Annotated in this window: 16 protein-coding genes; 7 read left to right on the top strand and 9 right to left on the bottom strand. The window is 56.0% G+C overall.

From position 1 onward, the window contains the following. The first annotated feature begins 420 nt into the window (after positions 1-420). Complete coding sequence (locus ACF8PE_RS15815) at positions 421-1,371, top strand: TIGR01212 family radical SAM protein (protein ID WP_155167688.1); 951 nt, start codon at positions 421-423, stop codon at positions 1,369-1,371. Between the two features lie 17 nt (positions 1,372-1,388). Here ACF8PE_RS15815 and ACF8PE_RS15810 read toward each other — a convergent pair whose 3' ends face one another. Beyond that, positions 1,389-2,891: a helicase HerA-like C-terminal domain-containing protein gene (locus tag ACF8PE_RS15810; protein ID WP_059307100.1), complete on the bottom strand. Its 1,503-nt coding sequence runs from the start codon at positions 2,889-2,891 to the stop codon at positions 1,389-1,391. A gap of 137 nt (positions 2,892-3,028) precedes the next feature. Here ACF8PE_RS15810 and ACF8PE_RS15805 point away from each other — a divergent pair, with 137 nt between their 5' ends. Continuing rightward, positions 3,029-4,666 carry a dihydroxyacetone kinase subunit DhaK gene (locus ACF8PE_RS15805; protein ID WP_059307101.1) on the top strand — a complete coding sequence of 546 codons (1,638 nt, stop codon included), beginning with the start codon at positions 3,029-3,031 and terminating at the stop codon, positions 4,664-4,666. 95 nt (positions 4,667-4,761) lie between these two features. On the opposite strand, the gene ACF8PE_RS15800 is transcribed toward ACF8PE_RS15805, so the two are convergent. The 5 genes from ACF8PE_RS15800 to pepA form a co-directional block, all read right to left on the bottom strand. Next, a complete protein-coding gene (locus ACF8PE_RS15800) occupies positions 4,762-5,781 on the bottom strand; it encodes an NAD(P)-dependent alcohol dehydrogenase (protein WP_032614507.1) in 1,020 nt (339 codons plus the stop codon). 83 nt (positions 5,782-5,864) lie between these two features. Next, positions 5,865-6,368: a GNAT family N-acetyltransferase gene (locus ACF8PE_RS15795; RefSeq protein ID WP_032614505.1), complete on the bottom strand. Its 504-nt coding sequence runs from the start codon at positions 6,366-6,368 to the stop codon at positions 5,865-5,867. 123 nt (positions 6,369-6,491) lie between these two features. Continuing rightward, positions 6,492-9,347, bottom strand: coding sequence for a valine--tRNA ligase (locus ACF8PE_RS15790; RefSeq protein ID WP_059307103.1), 2,856 nt, complete (start codon positions 9,345-9,347; stop codon positions 6,492-6,494). Beyond that, positions 9,347-9,790: a DNA polymerase III subunit chi gene (gene holC / locus ACF8PE_RS15785; protein ID WP_059307104.1), complete on the bottom strand. Its 444-nt coding sequence runs from the start codon at positions 9,788-9,790 to the stop codon at positions 9,347-9,349. The genes ACF8PE_RS15790 and holC overlap by 1 nt, the downstream gene beginning before the upstream one ends. A gap of 119 nt (positions 9,791-9,909) precedes the next feature. Next, entirely contained in the window at positions 9,910-11,421 is a 1,512-nt protein-coding gene (gene pepA, locus ACF8PE_RS15780) for a leucyl aminopeptidase (RefSeq protein ID WP_032614499.1), read from the bottom strand. 266 nt (positions 11,422-11,687) lie between these two features. Here pepA and lptF point away from each other — a divergent pair, with 266 nt between their 5' ends. The 5 genes from lptF (at position 11,688) to mtgA (ending at position 17,942) form a co-directional block, all read left to right on the top strand. Further along, positions 11,688-12,788 carry an LPS export ABC transporter permease LptF gene (lptF, locus tag ACF8PE_RS15775; RefSeq protein WP_032614497.1) on the top strand — a complete coding sequence of 367 codons (1,101 nt, stop codon included), beginning with the start codon at positions 11,688-11,690 and terminating at the stop codon, positions 12,786-12,788. Then, entirely contained in the window at positions 12,788-13,870 is a 1,083-nt protein-coding gene (lptG, locus tag ACF8PE_RS15770; protein ID WP_151586564.1) for an LPS export ABC transporter permease LptG, read from the top strand. The genes lptF and lptG overlap by 1 nt, the downstream gene beginning before the upstream one ends. Before the next feature lie 134 nt (positions 13,871-14,004). Further along, positions 14,005-16,338: an aerobic respiration two-component sensor histidine kinase ArcB gene (gene arcB / locus ACF8PE_RS15765; protein WP_059307105.1), complete on the top strand. Its 2,334-nt coding sequence runs from the start codon at positions 14,005-14,007 to the stop codon at positions 16,336-16,338. Between the two features lie 228 nt (positions 16,339-16,566). Next, a complete protein-coding gene (gene elbB, locus ACF8PE_RS15760; RefSeq protein ID WP_151586562.1) occupies positions 16,567-17,220 on the top strand; it encodes an isoprenoid biosynthesis glyoxalase ElbB in 654 nt (217 codons plus the stop codon). Beyond that, positions 17,217-17,942, top strand: coding sequence for a monofunctional biosynthetic peptidoglycan transglycosylase (gene mtgA, locus ACF8PE_RS15755; protein ID WP_155167431.1), 726 nt, complete (start codon positions 17,217-17,219; stop codon positions 17,940-17,942). Before elbB ends, mtgA begins: the two co-directional genes overlap by 4 nt. On the opposite strand, the gene npr is transcribed toward mtgA, so the two are convergent. The 3 genes from npr to ptsN are packed head-to-tail and all read right to left on the bottom strand — an operon-like array spanning position 17,939 to position 19,599. After that, entirely contained in the window at positions 17,939-18,211 is a 273-nt protein-coding gene (gene npr / locus ACF8PE_RS15750) for a PTS phosphocarrier protein NPr (protein ID WP_032614489.1), read from the bottom strand. The genes mtgA and npr overlap by 4 nt on opposite strands. Next, positions 18,208-19,062 carry an RNase adapter RapZ gene (gene rapZ, locus ACF8PE_RS15745; RefSeq protein WP_032614487.1) on the bottom strand — a complete coding sequence of 285 codons (855 nt, stop codon included), beginning with the start codon at positions 19,060-19,062 and terminating at the stop codon, positions 18,208-18,210. Before rapZ ends, npr begins: the two co-directional genes overlap by 4 nt. A gap of 45 nt (positions 19,063-19,107) precedes the next feature. Next, on the bottom strand, positions 19,108-19,599 hold the full coding sequence (gene ptsN, locus ACF8PE_RS15740) for a PTS IIA-like nitrogen regulatory protein PtsN (RefSeq protein ID WP_032614485.1): 492 nt from the start codon (positions 19,597-19,599) through the stop codon (positions 19,108-19,110). Positions 19,600-19,655: the final 56 nt, after the last annotated feature.

Raw genomic sequence — 19,655 nt, 5'->3', positions numbered from 1 at the left:
GCAATCTTATTTATACAAAAATGTGCTAAAGGAAGGTTATTTGTCTGATTTGATTAGTTATTTAGTCAGTTTCACATCCCTGTAACCTTGCTGTGGGCTTTAGGGATGTGTGATCTGACTCACTATATGAAAGCGGTATTATCGCTGTAGCATGCTGAATAGTGCGATTTAAGCAGGATTTAATGCCGCCACGGCGATAAAGCCCGCATGATGTCACTGTTTTTCAGCACAGACGATATAAATGAAAAAATCTGGCAGGACATAAGGAAAAGTAATTAGAAAGGCGATGAATGAAATTGCAATTATCCTGGTTAATTATGCAAAGGATAAAAGCTCGCCGGGACGATTGATCCAGGTCATCGCCGTCGGAGGTTGAAAATGGCAGGCTTGTCCCCTTTCTACGGGGCGGTCTATCAGATTATGCAGTTACAGAAATTAGTCAATATGTTTGGTGGGGATCTTTCACGCCGGTACGGGCAAAAGGTCCATAAACTGTCGCTGCACGGCGGCTTTAGCTGCCCCAATCGCGATGGCACCATCGGGCGCGGCGGCTGTACCTTCTGTAATGTGGCCTCCTTTGCTGACGAATCACAGCAGCATCAGTCTATCGCTGCACAGCTTGCTCACCAGTCGACGTTAGTTAACCGGGCGAAACAGTATCTGGCCTATTTTCAGGCCTATACCAGTACCTGGGCGGAAGTGCAGGTGCTGCGCTCGATGTATCAGCAGGCGGTGAGTCAGGCCAACATCGTCGGGCTTTGCGTCGGCACACGGCCTGACTGCGTGCCCGAGGCGGTGCTCGATCTGCTCAGCGAATACAAAGAGCAGGGGTATGAAATCTGGCTGGAGCTGGGATTACAGACCGCGCACGATAAAACCCTGCATCGCATCAACCGCGGCCATGATTTCGCCTGCTATCAACGCACCACCCAACTGGCACGCGAACGCGGACTTAAGGTCTGTACTCATCTGATTGTCGGTCTGCCGGGTGAAGGGCAAGCCCACGCACTGGAAACCCTGCATAAGGTGGTGGAGACCGGCGTTGACGGCATCAAGCTGCACCCGCTGCATATCGTTACGGGCAGTATTATGGCCAAAGCCTGGGAAGCCGGGCGACTCAACGGCATCGAGCTGGACGAGTATGTGCTGACAGCCGGAGAGATGATCCGTCACACACCGCCGGAGGTGGTGTATCACCGTATCTCCGCCAGCGCCCGCCGTCCAACGCTGCTGGCACCGCTATGGTGTGAGAACCGCTGGACGGGGATGGTGGAGCTTGACCGCTACCTGAATGAGCAGGGAGGGCAGGGTTCGGCGCTGGGACGGGCATGGATAATGCCTGATCCGCTCACCCCCAGCCCTCTTTCCTGAGGGTTGAGAGAAAAGATTTACTTCCGGCGTCTGCCTAATAAGCTGCCCAGCACTCCACGTACAATCTGATTTGTCACCTGACGCGCCGCGCTTTTCGCCATGGTTTGTACGACACCGTCGCGTTTACCGCCGCGCGGACCGGTGCTGCCAAACAGGATGTCTTTCAACCCGCCCAGTATCCCGTCATCGACTGCCACGGGCTGGTCTTTCGCGGCGGGGGCCTCCTGTTGCGCCGTACGGGTTTGCACCGCTTTTTGCAGCATCTCAAATGCAGATTCTCTGTCCACCTGATCTTCGTATTTACCGTAGACCGGGGAGTGGTTAATCAGTCCGTTACGCTCATCGTCGCTGATTGGCCCCATCCGTGAGTTAGGGGCGATGACCATCGCGCGCTCCACCATTGACGGGCTGCCTTTGGCATCGAGAAACGAGATCAGCGCCTCGCCGGTACCCAGCGCCTGGATGGCTGCTTCGGTATCAAAAGCCGGGTTGGTGCGCATGGTCTGCGCTGCGGCTTTCACGGCTTTCTGATCCTTTGGCGTAAAGGCGCGCAAAGCATGCTGGACACGATTGCCCAGTTGGCCCAGTACGTTGTCGGGAATATCGGCCGGGTTCTGCGAAACAAAGTACACGCCCACGCCTTTGGAGCGGATCAGGCGGATCACCTGTTCGATCTTATCCAGTAGAACCTGGGGCGCATCACTGAACAGCAGATGGGCTTCGTCAAAGAAGAAAACCAGTTTCGGTTTTTCCAGATCGCCCGCTTCAGGCAGTTGCTCAAAGAGTTCGGAGAGCATCCACAGCAAGGTGGCCGCGTAGAGCTTCGGCATCTGGTAGAGCTTTTCTGCACTCAGGATGTTGATAATGCCTTTGCCGTTGCTGTCGGTACGCATCCAGTCTTTGATATCCAGCATGGGTTCGCCAAAGAAGTGCCCGGCGCCTTGTTGTTCCAGCGTCAACAATCCGCGCTGGATAGCCCCCACGGAGGCGCTACTGATGTTGCCATACTGATTCTGGAAAGATTTGGCGTTATCTCCGATGTACTGGGTAATGGCCCGCAGATCCTTGAAGTCGAGCAGCAGCAATCCCTGATCGTCGGCAATGCGGAAGATAATGTTCAGTACGCCGGTTTGTACCTCGTTGAGGTCGAGCAGACGCGCCAGCAGCAGCGGGCCGAGATCGGAAACCGTGGCGCGTACCGGGTGACCTCTCTCACCGAAAATATCCCAGACCACCACCGGATTACTCTCGGGTTGCCAGTCGGTAACGCCAATATTTTTCAACCGTTCAAGAAGCTTCTCCGAGCCGATGCCCTCCCGGGCAATGCCGCTGAGATCGCCTTTAACGTCGGCCATAAATACCGGCACGCCGATACGCGAAAATGACTCAGCCAGCTTTTGCAGCGTCACCGTTTTACCCGTGCCGGTGGCACCGGTAATCAGGCCATGTCGGTTAGCCATGGCGGGCAGGAGAGACAATTCATTATCCAGCGTCCGGGCAATCAGCAGGGGTGTACTCATGATCGGCTTCCTCGTTCATTCCTGCGTGGAGTATAGGCAACCTGACGGTAAAGTGGATGTGTCAGTTTCCGACTTTGCGGCGCGTTATCCAGCACGGACTATGCTTTTGCATAGGGTTAACAACATATTGGAAAGCTATGTCCAGATTCTTCTTTAATGACCGCAAACAGCTGGTTAATGATGCTATTGAAGGTATGCTCATCTCTGCCCCACACGGCAATCTCGTCAAACTGGATAGCGATCCGGCTATCCGTGTGGTGGTGCGTGCCGACTGGGATAAAAGCCGCGTGGCGGTAATTTCTGGCGGCGGATCCGGTCATGAACCGGCGCATGCAGGCTTTGTAGGTAAAGGAATGCTTACCGCTGCCGTCTGTGGCGATCTGTTTGCTTCACCAAGCGTAGAGGCGGTGCTGAACGCTATCGTGGCGGTGACAGGGGATCGCGGCTGCCTGCTGATCGTCAAAAACTATACCGGGGATCGTCTCAACTTTGGCCTCGCGGCGGAAAAAGCCAAGCGCTTCGGACTCAAAGTGGAGATGGTGATTGTGGCCGATGATATTGCTCTGCCGGATAACAAGCAGCCGCGCGGCATTGCCGGAACTGCGCTAGTGCATAAAATTGCCGGGTATGCCGCCGAACAGGGGAAATCGCTGAGCGATGTGCGGGACATGGCCCTTCAGGCCTGCGACAACCTCTGGAGTCTGGGGGTGGCGATGCAGACCTGCAATCTGCCGGGCAGCGACGATGAAGAGGGGCGTATCAGGAAAGGCCATGTTGAGCTGGGACTGGGGATCCACGGTGAGCCAGGGGCTTCGGTGGTCGATACGCAAAACAGCAGGGCGATTATCGAGACGCTGGTGAAGCCCTTGCTGGCGCAGGCCGGTGAAGGACGGCTGGCCGTGCTCATCAATAACCTCGGCGGCGTCTCGGCGCTGGAGATGGCGCTGCTGACCAAAGAGCTGGCGCATTCGGCCCTGAAAAATCAGATCGCGTATTTTATTGGCCCGGCACCGCTGGTGAGTTCGCTGGACATGAAGGGCTTTTCCTTATCCCTGCTGAAACTGAATACGGCTTTTGAACAGGCGCTCAACGCGCCGGTAGAGACGCTGGGCTGGCAAAAGCCCGTGGCCTTTACCCCGCTGCGCACGCTGGCGCATACCCCACTGTACTACAGCGTGGAGTTTACCCCGTCAGCGAATGCAAACGTCGCCCGGTATCTCGCCGCGGCAACGGGCTGCTTAATCGCCCTGGAAAATCGCCTTAACGCGCTGGATGCGAAAGTGGGAGATGGCGATACAGGATCGACCTTTGCGCAAGGTGCGCGGGACATTGCGCAATGGCTGGAGGAGGATCGGTTGCCGCTGGACGATCTGCCGCAGCTGTTGTTGGTGGTGGGTGAGCGGCTGGCGACGGTGATGGGGGGATCGAGCGGCGTGTTGATGTCGATCTTCTTCACTGCCGCCGGACAGGCGCTGCGTAGCGGTAAATCCTTACCCGATGCCTTACTGACCGGGCTTGCGCAAATGAAACATTATGGTGGGGCAGATCGCGGCGATCGTACCTTGATCGATGCGCTCCAGCCCGCGCTGGAAGCGTTGCAGACAGGGGATCTTCAGGCCGCCGCCAGCGCAGCGCAACAGGGGGCCGATGCCACGGCAAGCATGGGCAAGGCCGGGGCCGGACGTTCATCCTATGTCAACAAAGAGAATCTGCACGGGGTGACCGATCCTGGCGCAGTAGCGGTGGCCGAGGTGTTTGCTGCATTTATGCGGTAGGTGAAAACATCGGGTGGCGGCGGGGTGAAAGCAAAACGGTAACAACCGTTACCGTTTTGAATGTTACAGGCGCAGTGCCATCGTGCTTTAGCGGCTTAGAAATCTGCTTTTAACACCACGCGGTAACGGGCTTTGCCGTCACGAACGTGCTGGATGGCTTCGTTGATTTTCGACATCGGATACGTCTCGATGGTCGGGGCGACTTTGGTGCGGCCGGCAAATTTCATCAGCTTGCGCAGCTCATACGGTGTGCCCGTCGCAGAACCTGACACGCTGCGATCGCCGCCGATCAGCGTGAAGGCTGGAACCGGCAGGGGCTTCAGGACGGCACCCACGGTATGGAAATTACCGCCGTAGGCCAGCGCTTCAAAGTACGGCTGCCAGTCGAGATCGACGTTAACGGTATTGATGATCAGATCAAACTGACCGGCCAGCGCTTTCAACAGCTCAGGATCCCGGCTGTTCACTACCTTGTCGGCTCCCATCGCCAGCACTTCTTGCTCTTTCGCCGGGTTGGAGCTGAACGCCGTCACTTCGCAGCCCATCGCATGCAGAAGCTTGATGGCGATATGGCCCAGACCGCCAATACCGATTACCCCCACGCGGCTGGTGGCGGTGATATGGTGCATCAGCAGCGGTTTGAAGACTGTGATCCCGCCGCACAGCAGCGGACCGGCAGATTCGATATCCATCTGTTCAGGGAGAGGAATGACCCACTGCCAGTCGGCGCGCAGTTTGTCAGCGAAACCGCCGTTGTTCAGAATGGTTGGGGTAGCCCCTTCAAGGCAGTTAATCTGGTTGCCGCTGATACAGGCATCGCAGTGCCCACAGCTCCGTGCAGTCCAGCCGATGCCCACGCGCTGACCAACCTTCAGCCCTTTATCCTGGGCAGCACTGCCCAGAGCAACCACGCGGCCAATCACTTCGTGCCCGGCAATCAGTGGGTATTGCGAAAAGCCCCATTCGTTATCGATCATCGACAGATCGGAATGGCAGATCCCGCAGTAATCGACCTGGACTTCGACGTCTTCTGCTTTCAGCTCGCCCGCATCGTATTCGTACAGCTCAAGTTCTGCACCCGCCTGCGGTGCGGCGTAGCTTTTTATCTTTGACATGATATTTACCCCCTGATGGTGTGGAACTGAGAGTGTAGAGCATTCAGTTTACAACCGCTTAACAGAAGGGGGCAGGAAAGGAATTACAATGTTTTCAACATCCGCACTTCGCAGTCCACGTGTCCGGTGCAGCCCAGGGAGTGGTCAATGTGTTCAAAGCCAAGGTGCTCATACAGGGCAATAGCTTCTTTGAGGAAGGCAGTGGTTTCGAGGTAGCAGCGTTTAAAGCCTTCGGCGCGCGCGTGGTCGAGAGCAACCAGCGCCAGCTTTTTCGCCAGCCCTTTTCCGCGTGCGGAGGGCAGGAAATACATCTTTTGCAGTTCGCAAATATCCGGTTCGCTGCAGCTCAGGGGGGCAACACCGCCGCCGCCGACAACGCTGCCGTTTTGTTCGATGATCCAGTAGGCGTGGCCCGGCTGGCTGTAAACCTGAAACAGCTCGTCCAGGTTTGGGTCGGCAACCGTGTAGCCCTTGTCGGCGGTCAGACCGTATTCGGCAGACACTGTGCGGATAACGGTCGCAATCGCACTGTTGTCTTGTTGAGAGATACGACGCATGGCGGTCGCAGCGGGGGTAATCACGCTCATAGCATTACTCATGACAAAAATTGACACACATCTGCTGTTAATAGCATCGCAGAAAGGGGAGTGCAAGCGAGGAGTTTTCAGGAAGAATCCCCCTTACGCCCTGAAGCGTAAGGGGGTAACGCTTTACAGCGCGGCGATAACCGCCTGCTGCTCAATCAGCTTCGCTTTAGCATCCGCGAAACCAACCAGACGTTCACGCTCTTTGGCGATGACCGCTTCCGGGGCGCGGGCAACAAAGCCTTCGTTAGACAGTTTACTTTCGATCTTACCGATTTCGACTTCGACTTTGGCCACTTCTTTTGCCAGACGCGCCAGCTCAGCATCTTTATCAACCAGGCCAGCCATCGGGATCAGCAGCTCGGCGCCGTCGATGATTTTGGTCACGGAGACCGGACCTTTATCATCCGCAGGCAGCACGGTGATGCTCTCCAGACGGGCCATAGTCTGCAGGAAGGTGTTGTTCTCGGTCACGCGACGCACCGCAGCTTCACTGCAACCGCGCAGCAGCAGCGCCAGTGGTTTACCCGGGGAGATGTTCATCTCGGCACGGATGTTACGCACGGCAACGATCGCCTGCTTCAGCCACTCGGTATCGGCAGCCGCGGCTTCATCAACCTGCGCGGCATCGAAGGCCGGGAACGGCTGCAGCATGATGGTATCGGCATTAATGCCAGCAATCACCTTCACGCGCTGCCAGATGGTTTCGGTGATGAACGGGATGATCGGGTGCGCCAGGCGCAACAGACCTTCCAGAACGGTGATCAGGGTGTTGCGCGTACCGCGCAGTTCCGCTTCAGATCCGCCATTCATTACCGGTTTGGTCAGCTCCAGGTACCAGTCACAGAACTGGTTCCAGGTGAACTCGTACAGGATGCCTGCCGCGATATCGAAGCGATAGCTATCCAGCGCCTCGCGGAACGCTTTGGTCGTCTGGTTGAATTCAGCCAGGATCCAGCGGTCTGCCAGCGACAGGGTCATTTCGCCGCCGTTAAAGCCGCAATCCTGATCTTCGGTGTTCATCAGCACAAAGCGGCTGGCGTTCCACAGCTTGTTACAGAAGTTGCGATAACCTTCCAGACGTTTCATGTCCCAGTTAATGTCGCGGCCGGTTGAGGCCAGCGCTGCCAGGGTGAAACGCAGGGCGTCGGTGCCGTGTGGCTCGATACCGTCCGGGAACTGCTTCTCGGTGCGCTTGCGGATCTTCTCAGCCAGCTGCGGCTGCATCATGTTGCCGGTACGTTTCTCCAGCAGATCTTCCAGGGAGATACCGTCCACCATGTCCAGCGGGTCGATAACGTTGCCCTTGGACTTGGACATCTTCTGGCCTTCGTCGTCGCGGATCAGACCGGTCATGTAGACGGTATGGAACGGAACCTGCGGCTTGCCATCTTCATCTTTGATGAAGTGCATGGTCATCATGATCATGCGGGCGATCCAGAAGAAAATAATGTCGAAGCCGGACACCATTACGCTGGTTGGGTGGAACTGACGCAGCGCGTCGGTGTTTTCTGGCCAGCCGAGGGTGGAGAAAGTCCACAGCGCGGAGGAGAACCAGGTATCCAGCACGTCTTCGTCCTGACGCAGCGCCACGTCAGCGCTCAGGTTGTTTTCCTGACGCACTTCGTCTTCAGTACGGCCAACGTAGACGTTGCCGTCGTTGTCGTACCACGCCGGGATGCGGTGACCCCACCACAGCTGACGGGAGATACACCAGTCCTGAATATCGCGCATCCAGGAGAAGTACATGTTTTCGTACTGCTTTGGCACGAACTGAATGCTACCGTTCTCAACCGCTTCTACAGCCGGTTTCGCCAGCACGTCAGCACGGACGTACCACTGGTCGGTCAGCATCGGCTCGATCACCACGCCGCCACGGTCGCCGTAAGGAACGGTCAGATCGTGAGGTTTGATCTCTTCCAGCAGGCCCAGGGCATCAACAGCGGCAACCACTGCTTTACGCGCGGCAAAACGTTCCAGCTTCTGGAACTCAGCCGGGATATCGCTTGAGTAAACGTCGGACTCTTCGCCTTTGGTGTCGTACACTTCCGCGCTTTCACGGATGTCGCCATCAAAGGTCAGGATGTTGATCATCGGCAGGGCGTGACGACGGCCAACTTCATAGTCGTTAAAGTCGTGCGCGGGGGTGATTTTCACGCAACCAGTGCCTTTTTCCATGTCGGCGTGTTCATCGCCCACAATCGGAATGCGGCGGTTAACCAGCGGCAGCACCACGAATTTACCAATCAGATCTTTATAACGCGGATCTTCCGGGTTCACGGCCACGCCGGTATCGCCCAGCAGAGTTTCTGGACGCGTGGTAGCGACGACCAGATAATCTTTACCGTCTGCGGTTTTCGCGCCGTCGGCCAGCGGATAGCGGATATGCCACATGGAGCCTTTAGACTCGCGGTTTTCCACTTCCAGGTCTGAGATGGCGGTGCGCAGTTTCGGATCCCAGTTTACCAGGCGCTTGCCACGGTAAATCAGATCTTCTTTATACAGACGGACAAATACTTCTTTAACGGCGTTAGAAAGGCCTTCGTCCATGGTGAAGCGCTCGCGCTCCCAGTCCACGGAGTTGCCGAGACGGCGCATCTGACGGGTAATGGTGCCGCCGGATTCTGCTTTCCACTGCCAGATTTTGTCGATAAAGGCGTCGCGACCGTAGTCGTGGCGGGTTTTACCTTCTTCAGCGGCAATTTTACGCTCAACCACCATTTGGGTCGCAATACCCGCGTGGTCCGTCCCCGCTTGCCAGAGGGTGTTTTTACCCTGCATGCGCTGGTAACGGATCATGGTATCCATGATGGTCTGCTGGAAGGCATGACCCATATGCAAACTGCCGGTGACGTTCGGCGGCGGGATCATGATGCAGAAGGACTCTTTGCTTTCATCGCCGTTAGGCTTGAAATAGCCCTGCTGTTCCCAGTGCTCGTAAAGCGGCTGTTCGATATCGCGTGGGTTATATGTCTTTTCCATTATTTCCAGGTTGCCGTATTCAGGTTAAAACCAGCCAGGCGGTACGCTTTATAGCGTTCGCGCGCCAGTTGTTTCAAAGAATCTTCGTGAGGGACAAAGTCTACCACTTCTGTGAAAGCGGTGGCAAAATCTGCAAAGCCGATGCGCAGGCTGATTAAAATATCCCGCGGGCTGCTGTTGCGTTTTTGCGGCCAGGCGATCTCCACCGGCGCGCCACCGCGCGGTCCTTCTCCCGCAAGATTATGCGGAACAAAGCTTTCAGACGGTCGTGCCCACAGGGCTTCATCCAGACGGATGGCCTGCTGCTCATCTTCGCAGGCAATCAGCACGCGAAGACCTGCGCGCCAACGTTCTGCGGCAATCTCACACACCAGCTGTTCAACGGCGCTTAAGCCATCCTGTTGGGTGTCATTGTCCAGAAGATAGAACGTTGCGTTTTTCATATATGGGGCTTCTTGTGGTGGATTTAAATGCAAAGCCGGGTGGCGCTGCGCGTACCCGGCCTACGGTTAAATGCCGTTTGCAGGCCGGGTAAGGCGAAGCCGCCCCCCGGCGTTTTACATTACTCTTCGCCGTTAAACCCGGCACGATTGAGCAGGAACTGCGAGAGCAGGGCCACAGGGCGGCCAGTGGCGCCTTTGGCTTTACCGGAACGCCATGCCGTACCGGCGATATCCAGGTGCGCCCAGTTGTATTTGCGGGTAAAGCGCGCCAGGAAGCAGGCTGCAGTAATTGCACCGCCAGGACGCCCACCGATGTTAGCCATATCCGCAAAGTTGGACTCCAGCTGCTCCTGGTACTCATCGGCCATTGGCAGACGCCAGGCACGGTCGCCCGCCTGTTCAGAGGCGCCGATCAGCTCATGTGCCAATGGATTGTGGTTCGACATCAGGCCGGTGATGTGATGGCCCAGCGCAATCACGCAGGCACCAGTCAGGGTGGCCACGTCGATAACCGCTTCTGGCTCGAAGCGTTCAACGTAGGTCAGCACGTCACACAGCACCAGACGGCCTTCAGCATCGGTGTTCAGCACTTCAACAGTCTGCCCGGACATGGTGGTCAGCACGTCGCCAGGGCGATAAGCACGGCCGCCCGGCATGTTTTCACAGCCTGCCAGTACGCCAATTACGTTGATAGGCAACTGGAGTTCCGCGACCATGCGCATCACGCCGTAGACCGCCGCTGCACCGCACATGTCGTACTTCATCTCATCCATGCCTTCGGCCGGTTTGATGGAGATACCGCCGGAGTCGAAAGTCAGGCCTTTACCGACCAGCACAATTGGACGCACGTCTTCAGACGGGTTGCCCTTGTACTCAATGACTGACATCAGGGATTCGTTTTGTGAACCGTTGCCGACCGCCAGATAGGAGTGCATACCCAGTTCTTTCATCTGCTGCTCGCCAATCACGCGGGTGACGACGTTTTGGCTGTAGGAGTCCGCCAGCTGGCGCGCCTGGGAGGCGAGATAACCGGCATTACAGATGTTTGGCGGCATGTTGCCGAGGTCTTTCGCGGCTTTGATACCGGCAGCGATCGCCAGACCATGCTGAATGGCGCGCTCGCCGCTGGTCAGTTCACGGCGGGTTGGTACGTTAAAGACCATTTTACGCAGCGGACGGCGAGGTTCGCTTTTGGTGGTTTTTAGCTGATCGAAGCTGTACAGCGTCTCTTTCGCTGTTTCAACGGCCTGACGCACTTTCCAGTAGGTGTTGCGGCCTTTGACGTGCAGTTCGGTCAGGAAGCACACGGCCTCCATTGAGCCAGTATCATTCAGCGTATTAATCGTTTTCTGAATAACCTGTTTGTACTGGCGCTCATCCAGCTCGCGCTCTTTGCCACAGCCAATCAGCAGGATGCGCTCGGACAATACGTTCGGCACATGATGCAGCAACAGCGTCTGTCCTGGTTTGCCCTCCAGCTCGCCACGGCGCAGCAGGGCGCTGATGTAGCCATCGCTGATTTTATCGAGTTGTTCTGCGATCGGAGAGAGTCTGCGGGGTTCAAACACGCCGACGACGATGCAGGCACTCCGCTGTTTTTCCGGGCTACCGCTTTTTACACTGAACTCCATGAACTACGCTCCTGAATCTTAAAGACAACAGCGGCAGCTACGGATAGAATTGAAACCTTTCGTAACTCATGCCCGCTGTTGCGGTGACTTCGTGTTAATCTTACGTTATTACGGTTTCGACACGTCATAACAACTGCTGAAGCGCGAATCCGCCGGGTGTTGTAATCTTAGCGATGATTTCGACGACTCAAGAGAATAAATGACGTTTAAGCCATGAAACAAGCGATTTTCCTGCAAAGAGACGGGTTTTTACGGGCGTATTTAATGTGATAATCATAAGATATCTGGTGCGGGAGACGCTAAAAAGCCAGTTGGCGATACTCTTCATCCTGCTTCTGATCTTTTTCTGTCAGAAACTGGTGAGGATCCTCGGCGCGGCTGTCGACGGCGAAATTCCCACAAATCTGGTGCTTTCTCTGCTCGGGTTAGGCGTGCCTGAAATGGCGCAGCTTATCCTGCCATTAAGCCTTTTCCTCGGACTGCTGATGACGCTCGGTAAGCTTTATACCGAAAGTGAAATCACCGTCATGCATGCATGCGGTCTGAGCAAAGCGGTACTGATTAAAGCCGCCATGGTTCTGGCGCTGTTTACCGGCATCGTGGCCGCGGTGAACGTGATGTGGGCCGGGCCTGTCTCCTCGCGTCATCAGGATGAGGTGCTGGCTGAAGCGAAAGCGAACCCCGGCATGGCCGCACTGGCGCAGGGGCAGTTCCAGCAGGCGACCGACGGTAACTCCGTGCTGTTTATTGAAAGCGTGGATGGCAGCCGCTTTAACGACGTCTTCCTCGCGCAACTCCGCCCCAAAGGTAATGCCCGCCCATCCGTGGTCGTGGCCGATTCCGGTCAGCTCACCCAGGGTAAAGACGGTTCGCAGATCGTGACCCTGAACAAAGGCACCCGCTTCGAAGGCACAGCGTTGCTGCGTGATTTCCGCATTACCGACTTCCAGAACTATCAGGCGATTATTGGTCATCAAACGGTGGCGCTGGATCCTACCGATACTGAGCAGATGAGCATGCGTACGCTGCTTAATACCGATACCAATCGCGCCCGTGCGGAGCTGCACTGGCGAATCACGCTGGTATTCACCGTATTTATGATGGCGTTGATGGTCGTGCCGCTCAGCGTGGTAAACCCACGTCAGGGCCGGGTGCTCTCTATGCTGCCCGCGATGCTGCTTTATCTGGTGTTCTTCCTGCTGCAGACCTCGATCAAATCGAATGGCGGTAAAGGAAAAATCGACCCGGTTATCTGGACCTGGGTGATTAACGGACTCTACCTGCTGTTGGCCGTCATCCTCAACCTGTGGGATACCGTGCCGATGCGCCGTGTACGAGCCAGGTTTACGCGTAAAGGAGCGGTGTAATGCAGGCGTTTGGCGTTCTTGACCGCTATATCGGTAAAACTATTTTTACCACCATCATGATGACGTTATTCATGCTGGTGTCGCTCTCCGGCATCATCAAGTTTGTCGACCAGCTGAAAAAGGCCGGGCAGGGGAACTATGATGCAATGGGCGCGGGCATGTATACCCTGCTCAGTATTCCAAAAGATGTGCAAATCTTCTTCCCGATGGCGGCACTGTTAGGCGCGCTGCTGGGGCTGGGGATGCTGGCGCAGCGCAGTGAGCTGGTGGTGATGCAGGCGTCGGGCTTTACCCGTATGCAGGTTGCCCTGTCGGTGATGAAAACGGCGATCCCGCTGGTATTTCTGACCATGGCAATGGGCGAGTGGATTGCACCGCAGGGCGAGCAGATGGCGCGTAACTACCGCGCACAGATGATGTATGGCGGCTCGCTGCTCTCGACCCAGCAGGGTCTGTGGGCGAAAGATGGCACTAACTTTGTCTATATCGAACGTGTGACGGGCGATAACACGCTCGGTGGCGTGAGTATCTACAGCTTTAACGATCAGCGTCGTCTGCAGGCGGTACGTTATGCCACGTCGGCCACCTTCGATACCGAGAAAAAAGTCTGGCGTCTGTCTCAGGTGGACGAGTCCAACCTGCAGGATCCGAAACAGATCACCGGTTCGCAGACGGTCACTGGCACCTGGAAAACCAACCTGACCCCCGATAAGCTCGGTGTGGTGGCGCTGGATCCTGATGCGCTCTCCATCAGCGGCCTGCACAACTACGTGAAGTACCTGAAGTCGAGCGGCCAGGACGCCGGACGTTACCAGCTCAATATGTGGAGCAAGATCTTTCAGCCGCTCTCCGTGGCGGTCATGATGCTGATGGCGCTGTCATTTATCTTCGGCCCACTGCGTAGCGTTCCCATGGGGGTACGTGTCGTAACCGGTATCAGCTTCGGCTTTGTCTTCTACGTTCTCGATCAGATCTTCGGTCCGCTGACTCTGGTTTACGGTATCCCGCCAGTTATTGGTGCGTTGCTGCCGAGCGCCTCCTTCTTCCTGATCAGCCTCTGGATGCTCCTGAAGCGCTCCTGACCCCTGACACCTCATCTCCCTCTTTGGGAGGTGAGGTGTATCCTCTGTTTTACCCCTCACTTTTTTGCACAACCTTCAACGTCTTGCCTGAAATTTGAGTATTATTGTGCGATGACGTCGTGAAGAGATCCCCTATGAAGCAAATTCGGTTACTGGCGCAATATTATGTCGATCTGATGATGAAGCTCGGCCTGGTACGCTTCTCCCTGTTGCTGGCGTTGGCGCTGGTGGTTCTGGCGATTGTGGTGCAGATGGCTATTACCATGGTGCTGCACGGTCAGGTTGAGAGCATTGACCTTATTCGGTCGATTTTCTTTGGCCTGTTGATCACCCCCTGGGCGGTCTATTTCCTCTCCGTCGTGGTTGAACAGCTGGAAGAGTCGCGCCAGCGGCTGACCCGGCTGGTGGAAAAGCTGGAAGAGATGCGCGAGCGCGACCTGAAGCTCAACGTGCAGTTAAAAGACAACATTGCTCAGCTGAACCAGGAGATTTCAGATCGTGAAAAAGCCGAGGCCGAGCGCCAGACCACGCTGGAACAGCTGAAAATTGAAATGAAAGAGCGCGAGCAGACGCAAATTCAGCTCGAGCAGCAATCGTCGTTCCTGCGCTCTTTCCTCGATGCCTCCCCGGATCTGGTCTTCTACCGCAATGAAGACAAAGAGTTCTCCGGCTGTAACCGGGCGATGGAGCTACTGACCGGCAAGAGCGAAAAGCAGCTCGTCAGCCTGCGCCCGCAGGATGTCTATTCACCCGAGGCGGCAGCCAAAGTTATCGAAACTGACGAGAAGGTCTTCCGGCATAACGTCTCACTGACCTACGAACAGTGGCTCGACTACCCGGACGGGCGCAAAGCCTGCTTCGAAATCCGCAAAGTGCCTTACTACGATCGCGTCGGTAAACGCCACGGGCTGATGGGCTTCGGGCGTGATATTACCGAGCGTAAGCGCTATCAGGATGCCCTGGAGCGCGCCAGCCGCGATAAAACCACCTTTATCTCTACCATCAGCCATGAGCTGCGTACCCCGCTCAACGGCATCGTGGGGCTCAGCCGCATTCTGCTCGATACCGAACTCACGACCGAGCAGGAGAAATATCTGAAAACGATCCATGTTTCAGCGGTCACGCTCGGCAATATCTTCAACGATATTATTGATATGGATAAGATGGAACGACGTAAGGTTCAGCTGGATAACCAGCCGGTGGACTTCACCGGTTTCCTTGCCGATCTGGAGAACCTCTCCGGCCTGCAGGCCCAGCAGAAAGGGCTACGCTTTGTGATGCAGCCAACGCTGCCACTGCCGCATAAGGTGGTGACTGACGGCACACGCCTGCGTCAGATCCTGTGGAACTTGATCAGCAACGCGGTCAAGTTCACCCAGAGCGGCCAGGTTGCGGTTCGCGTGCGTTACGGCGAGGGCGAGATGCTGCACTTCGAGGTAGAGGATTCCGGTATCGGTATCCCGCAGGAGGAGCAGGACAAAATCTTCGCCATGTATTATCAGGTTAAAGATAGCCACGGCGGCAAGCCCGCCACCGGAACCGGTATTGGCCTGGCGGTATCGCGCCGCCTGGCGAAGAGCATGGGGGGCGACATCACGGTGAGCAGCAACCCAGGTCACGGCTCCGTCTTTAAACTGAGCGTTCGTGCCCCGGCGGTTGCGGAGGAGGTCGAAGACACCTTCGACCACGACGCGATGCCGCTGCCTGCCCTGCATGTGCTGCTGGTGGAAGATATTGAGCTGAACGTGATTGTGGCGCGGTCGGTGCTGGAGAAACTCGGCAGCAGCGTGGATGTCGCCATGACCGGCAAGGCTGCGCTGGAGATGTTCACCCCAGGAGAATACGACCTGGTGCTGCTGGATATCCAGCTCCCGGACATGACCGGCCTGGACATCTCGCGTGAACTCACCAGCCGTTATGCCAGTGATGAACTGCCGCCGCTGGTGGCACTCACCGCCAACGTGCTGAAAGACAAGAAAGAGTATCTGGATGCCGGTATGGACGATGTACTGAGCAAACCGCTGGCGGTGCCGGCCTTAACCGCCATGATTAAGAAGTACTGGGACACCTGTGACGAAGAGGAGAGCACCATGACGACGGTAGATACGGAAAAAGCGCAGTCTTTGCTGGATATCGACATGCTTGAGCAGTACATCGATCTGGTGGGGCCGAAGTTGATTACCGACGGCCTGGCCATTTTCGAAAAGATGATGCCGGGTTATCTGAACGTGCTGGAGTCCAACCTGACGGCGCGGGATCGGAAAGGTATCGTAGAAGAGGGCCATAAGATCAAAGGTGCGGCCGGCTCGGTCGGTTTGCGTCATCTGCAGCAGCTTGGTCAGCAGATCCAGTCCCCGGATTTACCAGCGTGGGAAGATAACGTGGGTGAATGGGTTGAAGAGATGAAGCAGGAGTGGCAAAACGATGTGGCCGTTCTGAAAGCCTGGGTGGAAAGCAGAAAAAAATGACCCCGGCTAAACCGGGGTGCGCGAATACTGCGCCAACACCAGGGAAATCGTGGCTGCGCCTGAAGATGTTTTTTTAAGATAATGGCGTAGCCGGAAAATTTAGGCCGCACGCAGTTAAGATAGCAAAACTTAAATACTTTGTTACATGAATCAGTTAAATGTGTGAAGCACACCATTTTAATCAGAATTTTTAATGTGCATGTAACATTTTTCGAGAGGGATCGCAGGATGAAAAAGGTTGGCGTGGTACTGAGCGGTTGCGGGGTTTACGATGGTTCTGAAATTCATGAAGCGGTTCTGACGCTGCTGGCGCTGACGCGCAACGGCGCAGAAGCGGTCTGTTTCGCCCCGGACAAAGCCCAGTCTGATGTCATTAATCACCTTACCGGTGAGCCGCTGGCGGAAAGCCGAAATGTCCTGATTGAGGCGGCGCGAATTGCACGCGGCCAGATCCGCCCACTCAGTGAAGCGCGTGCCGCCGAACTGGATGCGCTGATTGTACCGGGCGGTTTTGGTGCCGCAAAAAACCTGAGCAATTTTGCCCATGAAGGCAGCGCCTGCCAGGTAGAGAGCGATTTAAAAACCCTGGCGCTGCAGATGCATGAGGCCGGTAAACCCTTGGGCTTTATCTGTATCGCTCCGGCTATGCTGCCCGCCATCTTCGATATCCCGCTGCGTCTGACCATCGGCACTGACATTGATACTGCCGAGGCCATTGAGGATATGGGCGGCGAGCACATCCCTTGCCCGGTGGACGATATCGTGGTCGACGAAGATAACAGGATCGTGACTACCCCTGCGTACATGCTGGCGCAGAACATTGCGGAAGCCGCGACCGGTATCGAGAAGCTGGTTACCCGTGTGCTGGTGCTGGCTGAATGAGATTGAAGCGTCCCCGATGTGGCTGGGTAAGACGGATCGTCATCCGCGTTCTGCTGGTGCTGGCGGTCTTCTGGGGCGGCGGTATCACCCTGTTCAGCTTCGTGCCGGTGCCGTTTTCCGCAGTGATGATTGAACGTCAGCTGGGGAGCTGGCTGCGAGGGGATTTCAGCTACGTTGCCCACTCTGACTGGGTGAGCATGGATGAGATCTCGCCGTGGATGGGACTGGCCGTTATTGCTGCTGAAGATCAGAAATTCCCGGACCACTGGGGATTCGACGTTGGGGCGATAGAGAAGGCGTTAGCGCATAACGAGCGCAATGAGAGCCGTATTCGCGGCGCATCGACGCTTTCTCAGCAGACGGCGAAAAACCTGTTTTTGTGGGACGGACGTAGCTGGATGAGAAAAGGGTTTGAAGCCGGGCTGACGCTGGGGATCGAAACGGTGTGGAGTAAAAAACGCATCCTGACGGTGTACCTGAATATTGCAGAGTTTGGCGAAGGGGTGTTTGGTGTTGAAGCCGCTGCCCAGCGCTATTTCCATAAACCTGCGAGCCGACTGTCAGCATCAGAGGCCGCGCTGCTGGCCGCCGTGTTACCGAACCCCATTCGCTTTAAGGCCAGTGCGCCTTCAGGCTATGTTCGCAGCCGTCAGGCGTGGATCCTGCGCCAGATGCGTCAACTGGGCGGGGAATGGTTTATGCAGGCCCATAAGCTGCATTAATCTTCATCAAACCCGGCGTTGAACAATGCAATCACCGCCGCCAGCGCCTCGACTTCCTGTGGGCCGGTCGCTTCGATTTCGATCTGTCGGCCCTTGGCGGAGTCCAGCATCAGCAGCGCAATCACGCTATTGGCTTCGGCTTCAGTGCCTTCGTCATTACGCAGCAGAACTTCCGCGTCAAACCCCTGCATCAGTTCAAATAACTTCATCGCCGGGCGTGCATGCATGCCCAGCTTATTGGTGATCTCAACGGTCTGCTTTACGGTCATGTTTTACGTTTTTCCAGCGTACGATGACGGGACTGCACATTTTTGCCGCGCGAGCGGAAATAGTCAGCCAGTTGCTCAGCAATATAGACCGAACGGTGTTTGCCCCCGGTACAGCCAATCGCCACCGTCAAATAGCTGCGATTGTTTGTTTCCAGCATCGGCAACCAGAGTTCAAGGTAGCTGCGCGTCTGATAGATAAAGTTGTGGACTTCCGTATGCCTGTCAAGGAACGCGGCAACAGGTTTATCGAGGCCGGTCATTGGACGCAGCTTCGGATCCCAGTGCGGGTTCGGCAGGAAACGCACGTCAAACACATAGTCTGCATCGATAGGAATACCATGCTTAAAGCCGAAGGATTCAAACACCATCGTCAGCTCACGCTCGCGTTTGCCCAGCAGACGGGTACGCAGCATCTCCGCCAGCTCATGCACGGACATTTCAGAGGTATCAACGATCAGATCGGCACGAGAGCGCAGCGGCTCCAGCAGATCGCTTTCCTGGTCGATGGCACTTTCCAGCGACAGATTTTTGCTGGAGAGCGGATGCAGACGGCGGGTATCACTATAGCGACGGATCAGTGTATTGCGATCGGCATCAAGGAACAGCAACTGAGGTGAAAACGCCTCTGGCAAATTGCTCATCGCCTGCTCAAAGATCTCCGGCGATTCAGGCATGTTACGCACGTCGATGCTGACCGCGGCGGAGATCTGTCGATCCGCCAGCGATCTCGCCAGCTCAGGCAGCAGCACCACCGGCAGGTTATCCACGCAGTAAAAGCCCATATCTTCCAGCGCACGCAGGGCAACCGATTTGCCGGATCCCGAACGACCGCTGACGATCATCAGCACCATGTACCGTTTCTCCTCAGGACTACAGATGTCAAAGCCATCACCCGATTACGCATCATCCTGACTGCCTTCCGTTTCCGTAATGATTTGATAAAGCTCCTCATCGCTCTGTGCCGCGCGCAAACGGCGACAGATGGTTTTATCCGCCAGACGTTTGGCCACCAGCGAGAGGGTGTGCAAATGTGTTTTGGTCTGATCGGCTGGCACCAGCAGGGCAAACAGCAAATCGACAGGCTGGTTATCAATGGCATCAAAGGCGATAGGTGTTTCCAGCTGAACAAACACGCCTACAGCGCGCAGCGTATCCTCTTCAAGTTTGCCATGGGGAATGGCGATGCCGTTGCCGATGCCGGTACTGCCCATTTTTTCACGGGTCAGGATCGCTTCAAACACCACTTGCGGCGGCAGGCTCAGCTGTTTTGCAGCCAGTTCACTGATGATCTCCAGCGCACGTTTTTTGCTCTGGCAGTGGACGGCACTGCGGGTACATTCCTGATTAAGGACACTGCTCAGTTGTAGAGTTGAATCGTTATTCATCATAATTTCACCTAAGCGCTAACTGTACAAAGGGCCCGTTGTGTTTCACAACAGGCCAA

Origin of the sequence: Leclercia sp. GLN_9, from assembly GCF_043105735.1 — a bacterium.
In the GTDB taxonomy this organism is placed as follows: Bacteria; Pseudomonadota; Gammaproteobacteria; order Enterobacterales; family Enterobacteriaceae; genus Enterobacter; species Enterobacter adecarboxylatus.
The sequence above is the reverse complement of the archived record's forward strand: the minus strand, read 5'-3'. Positions and strand labels throughout refer to the sequence as shown.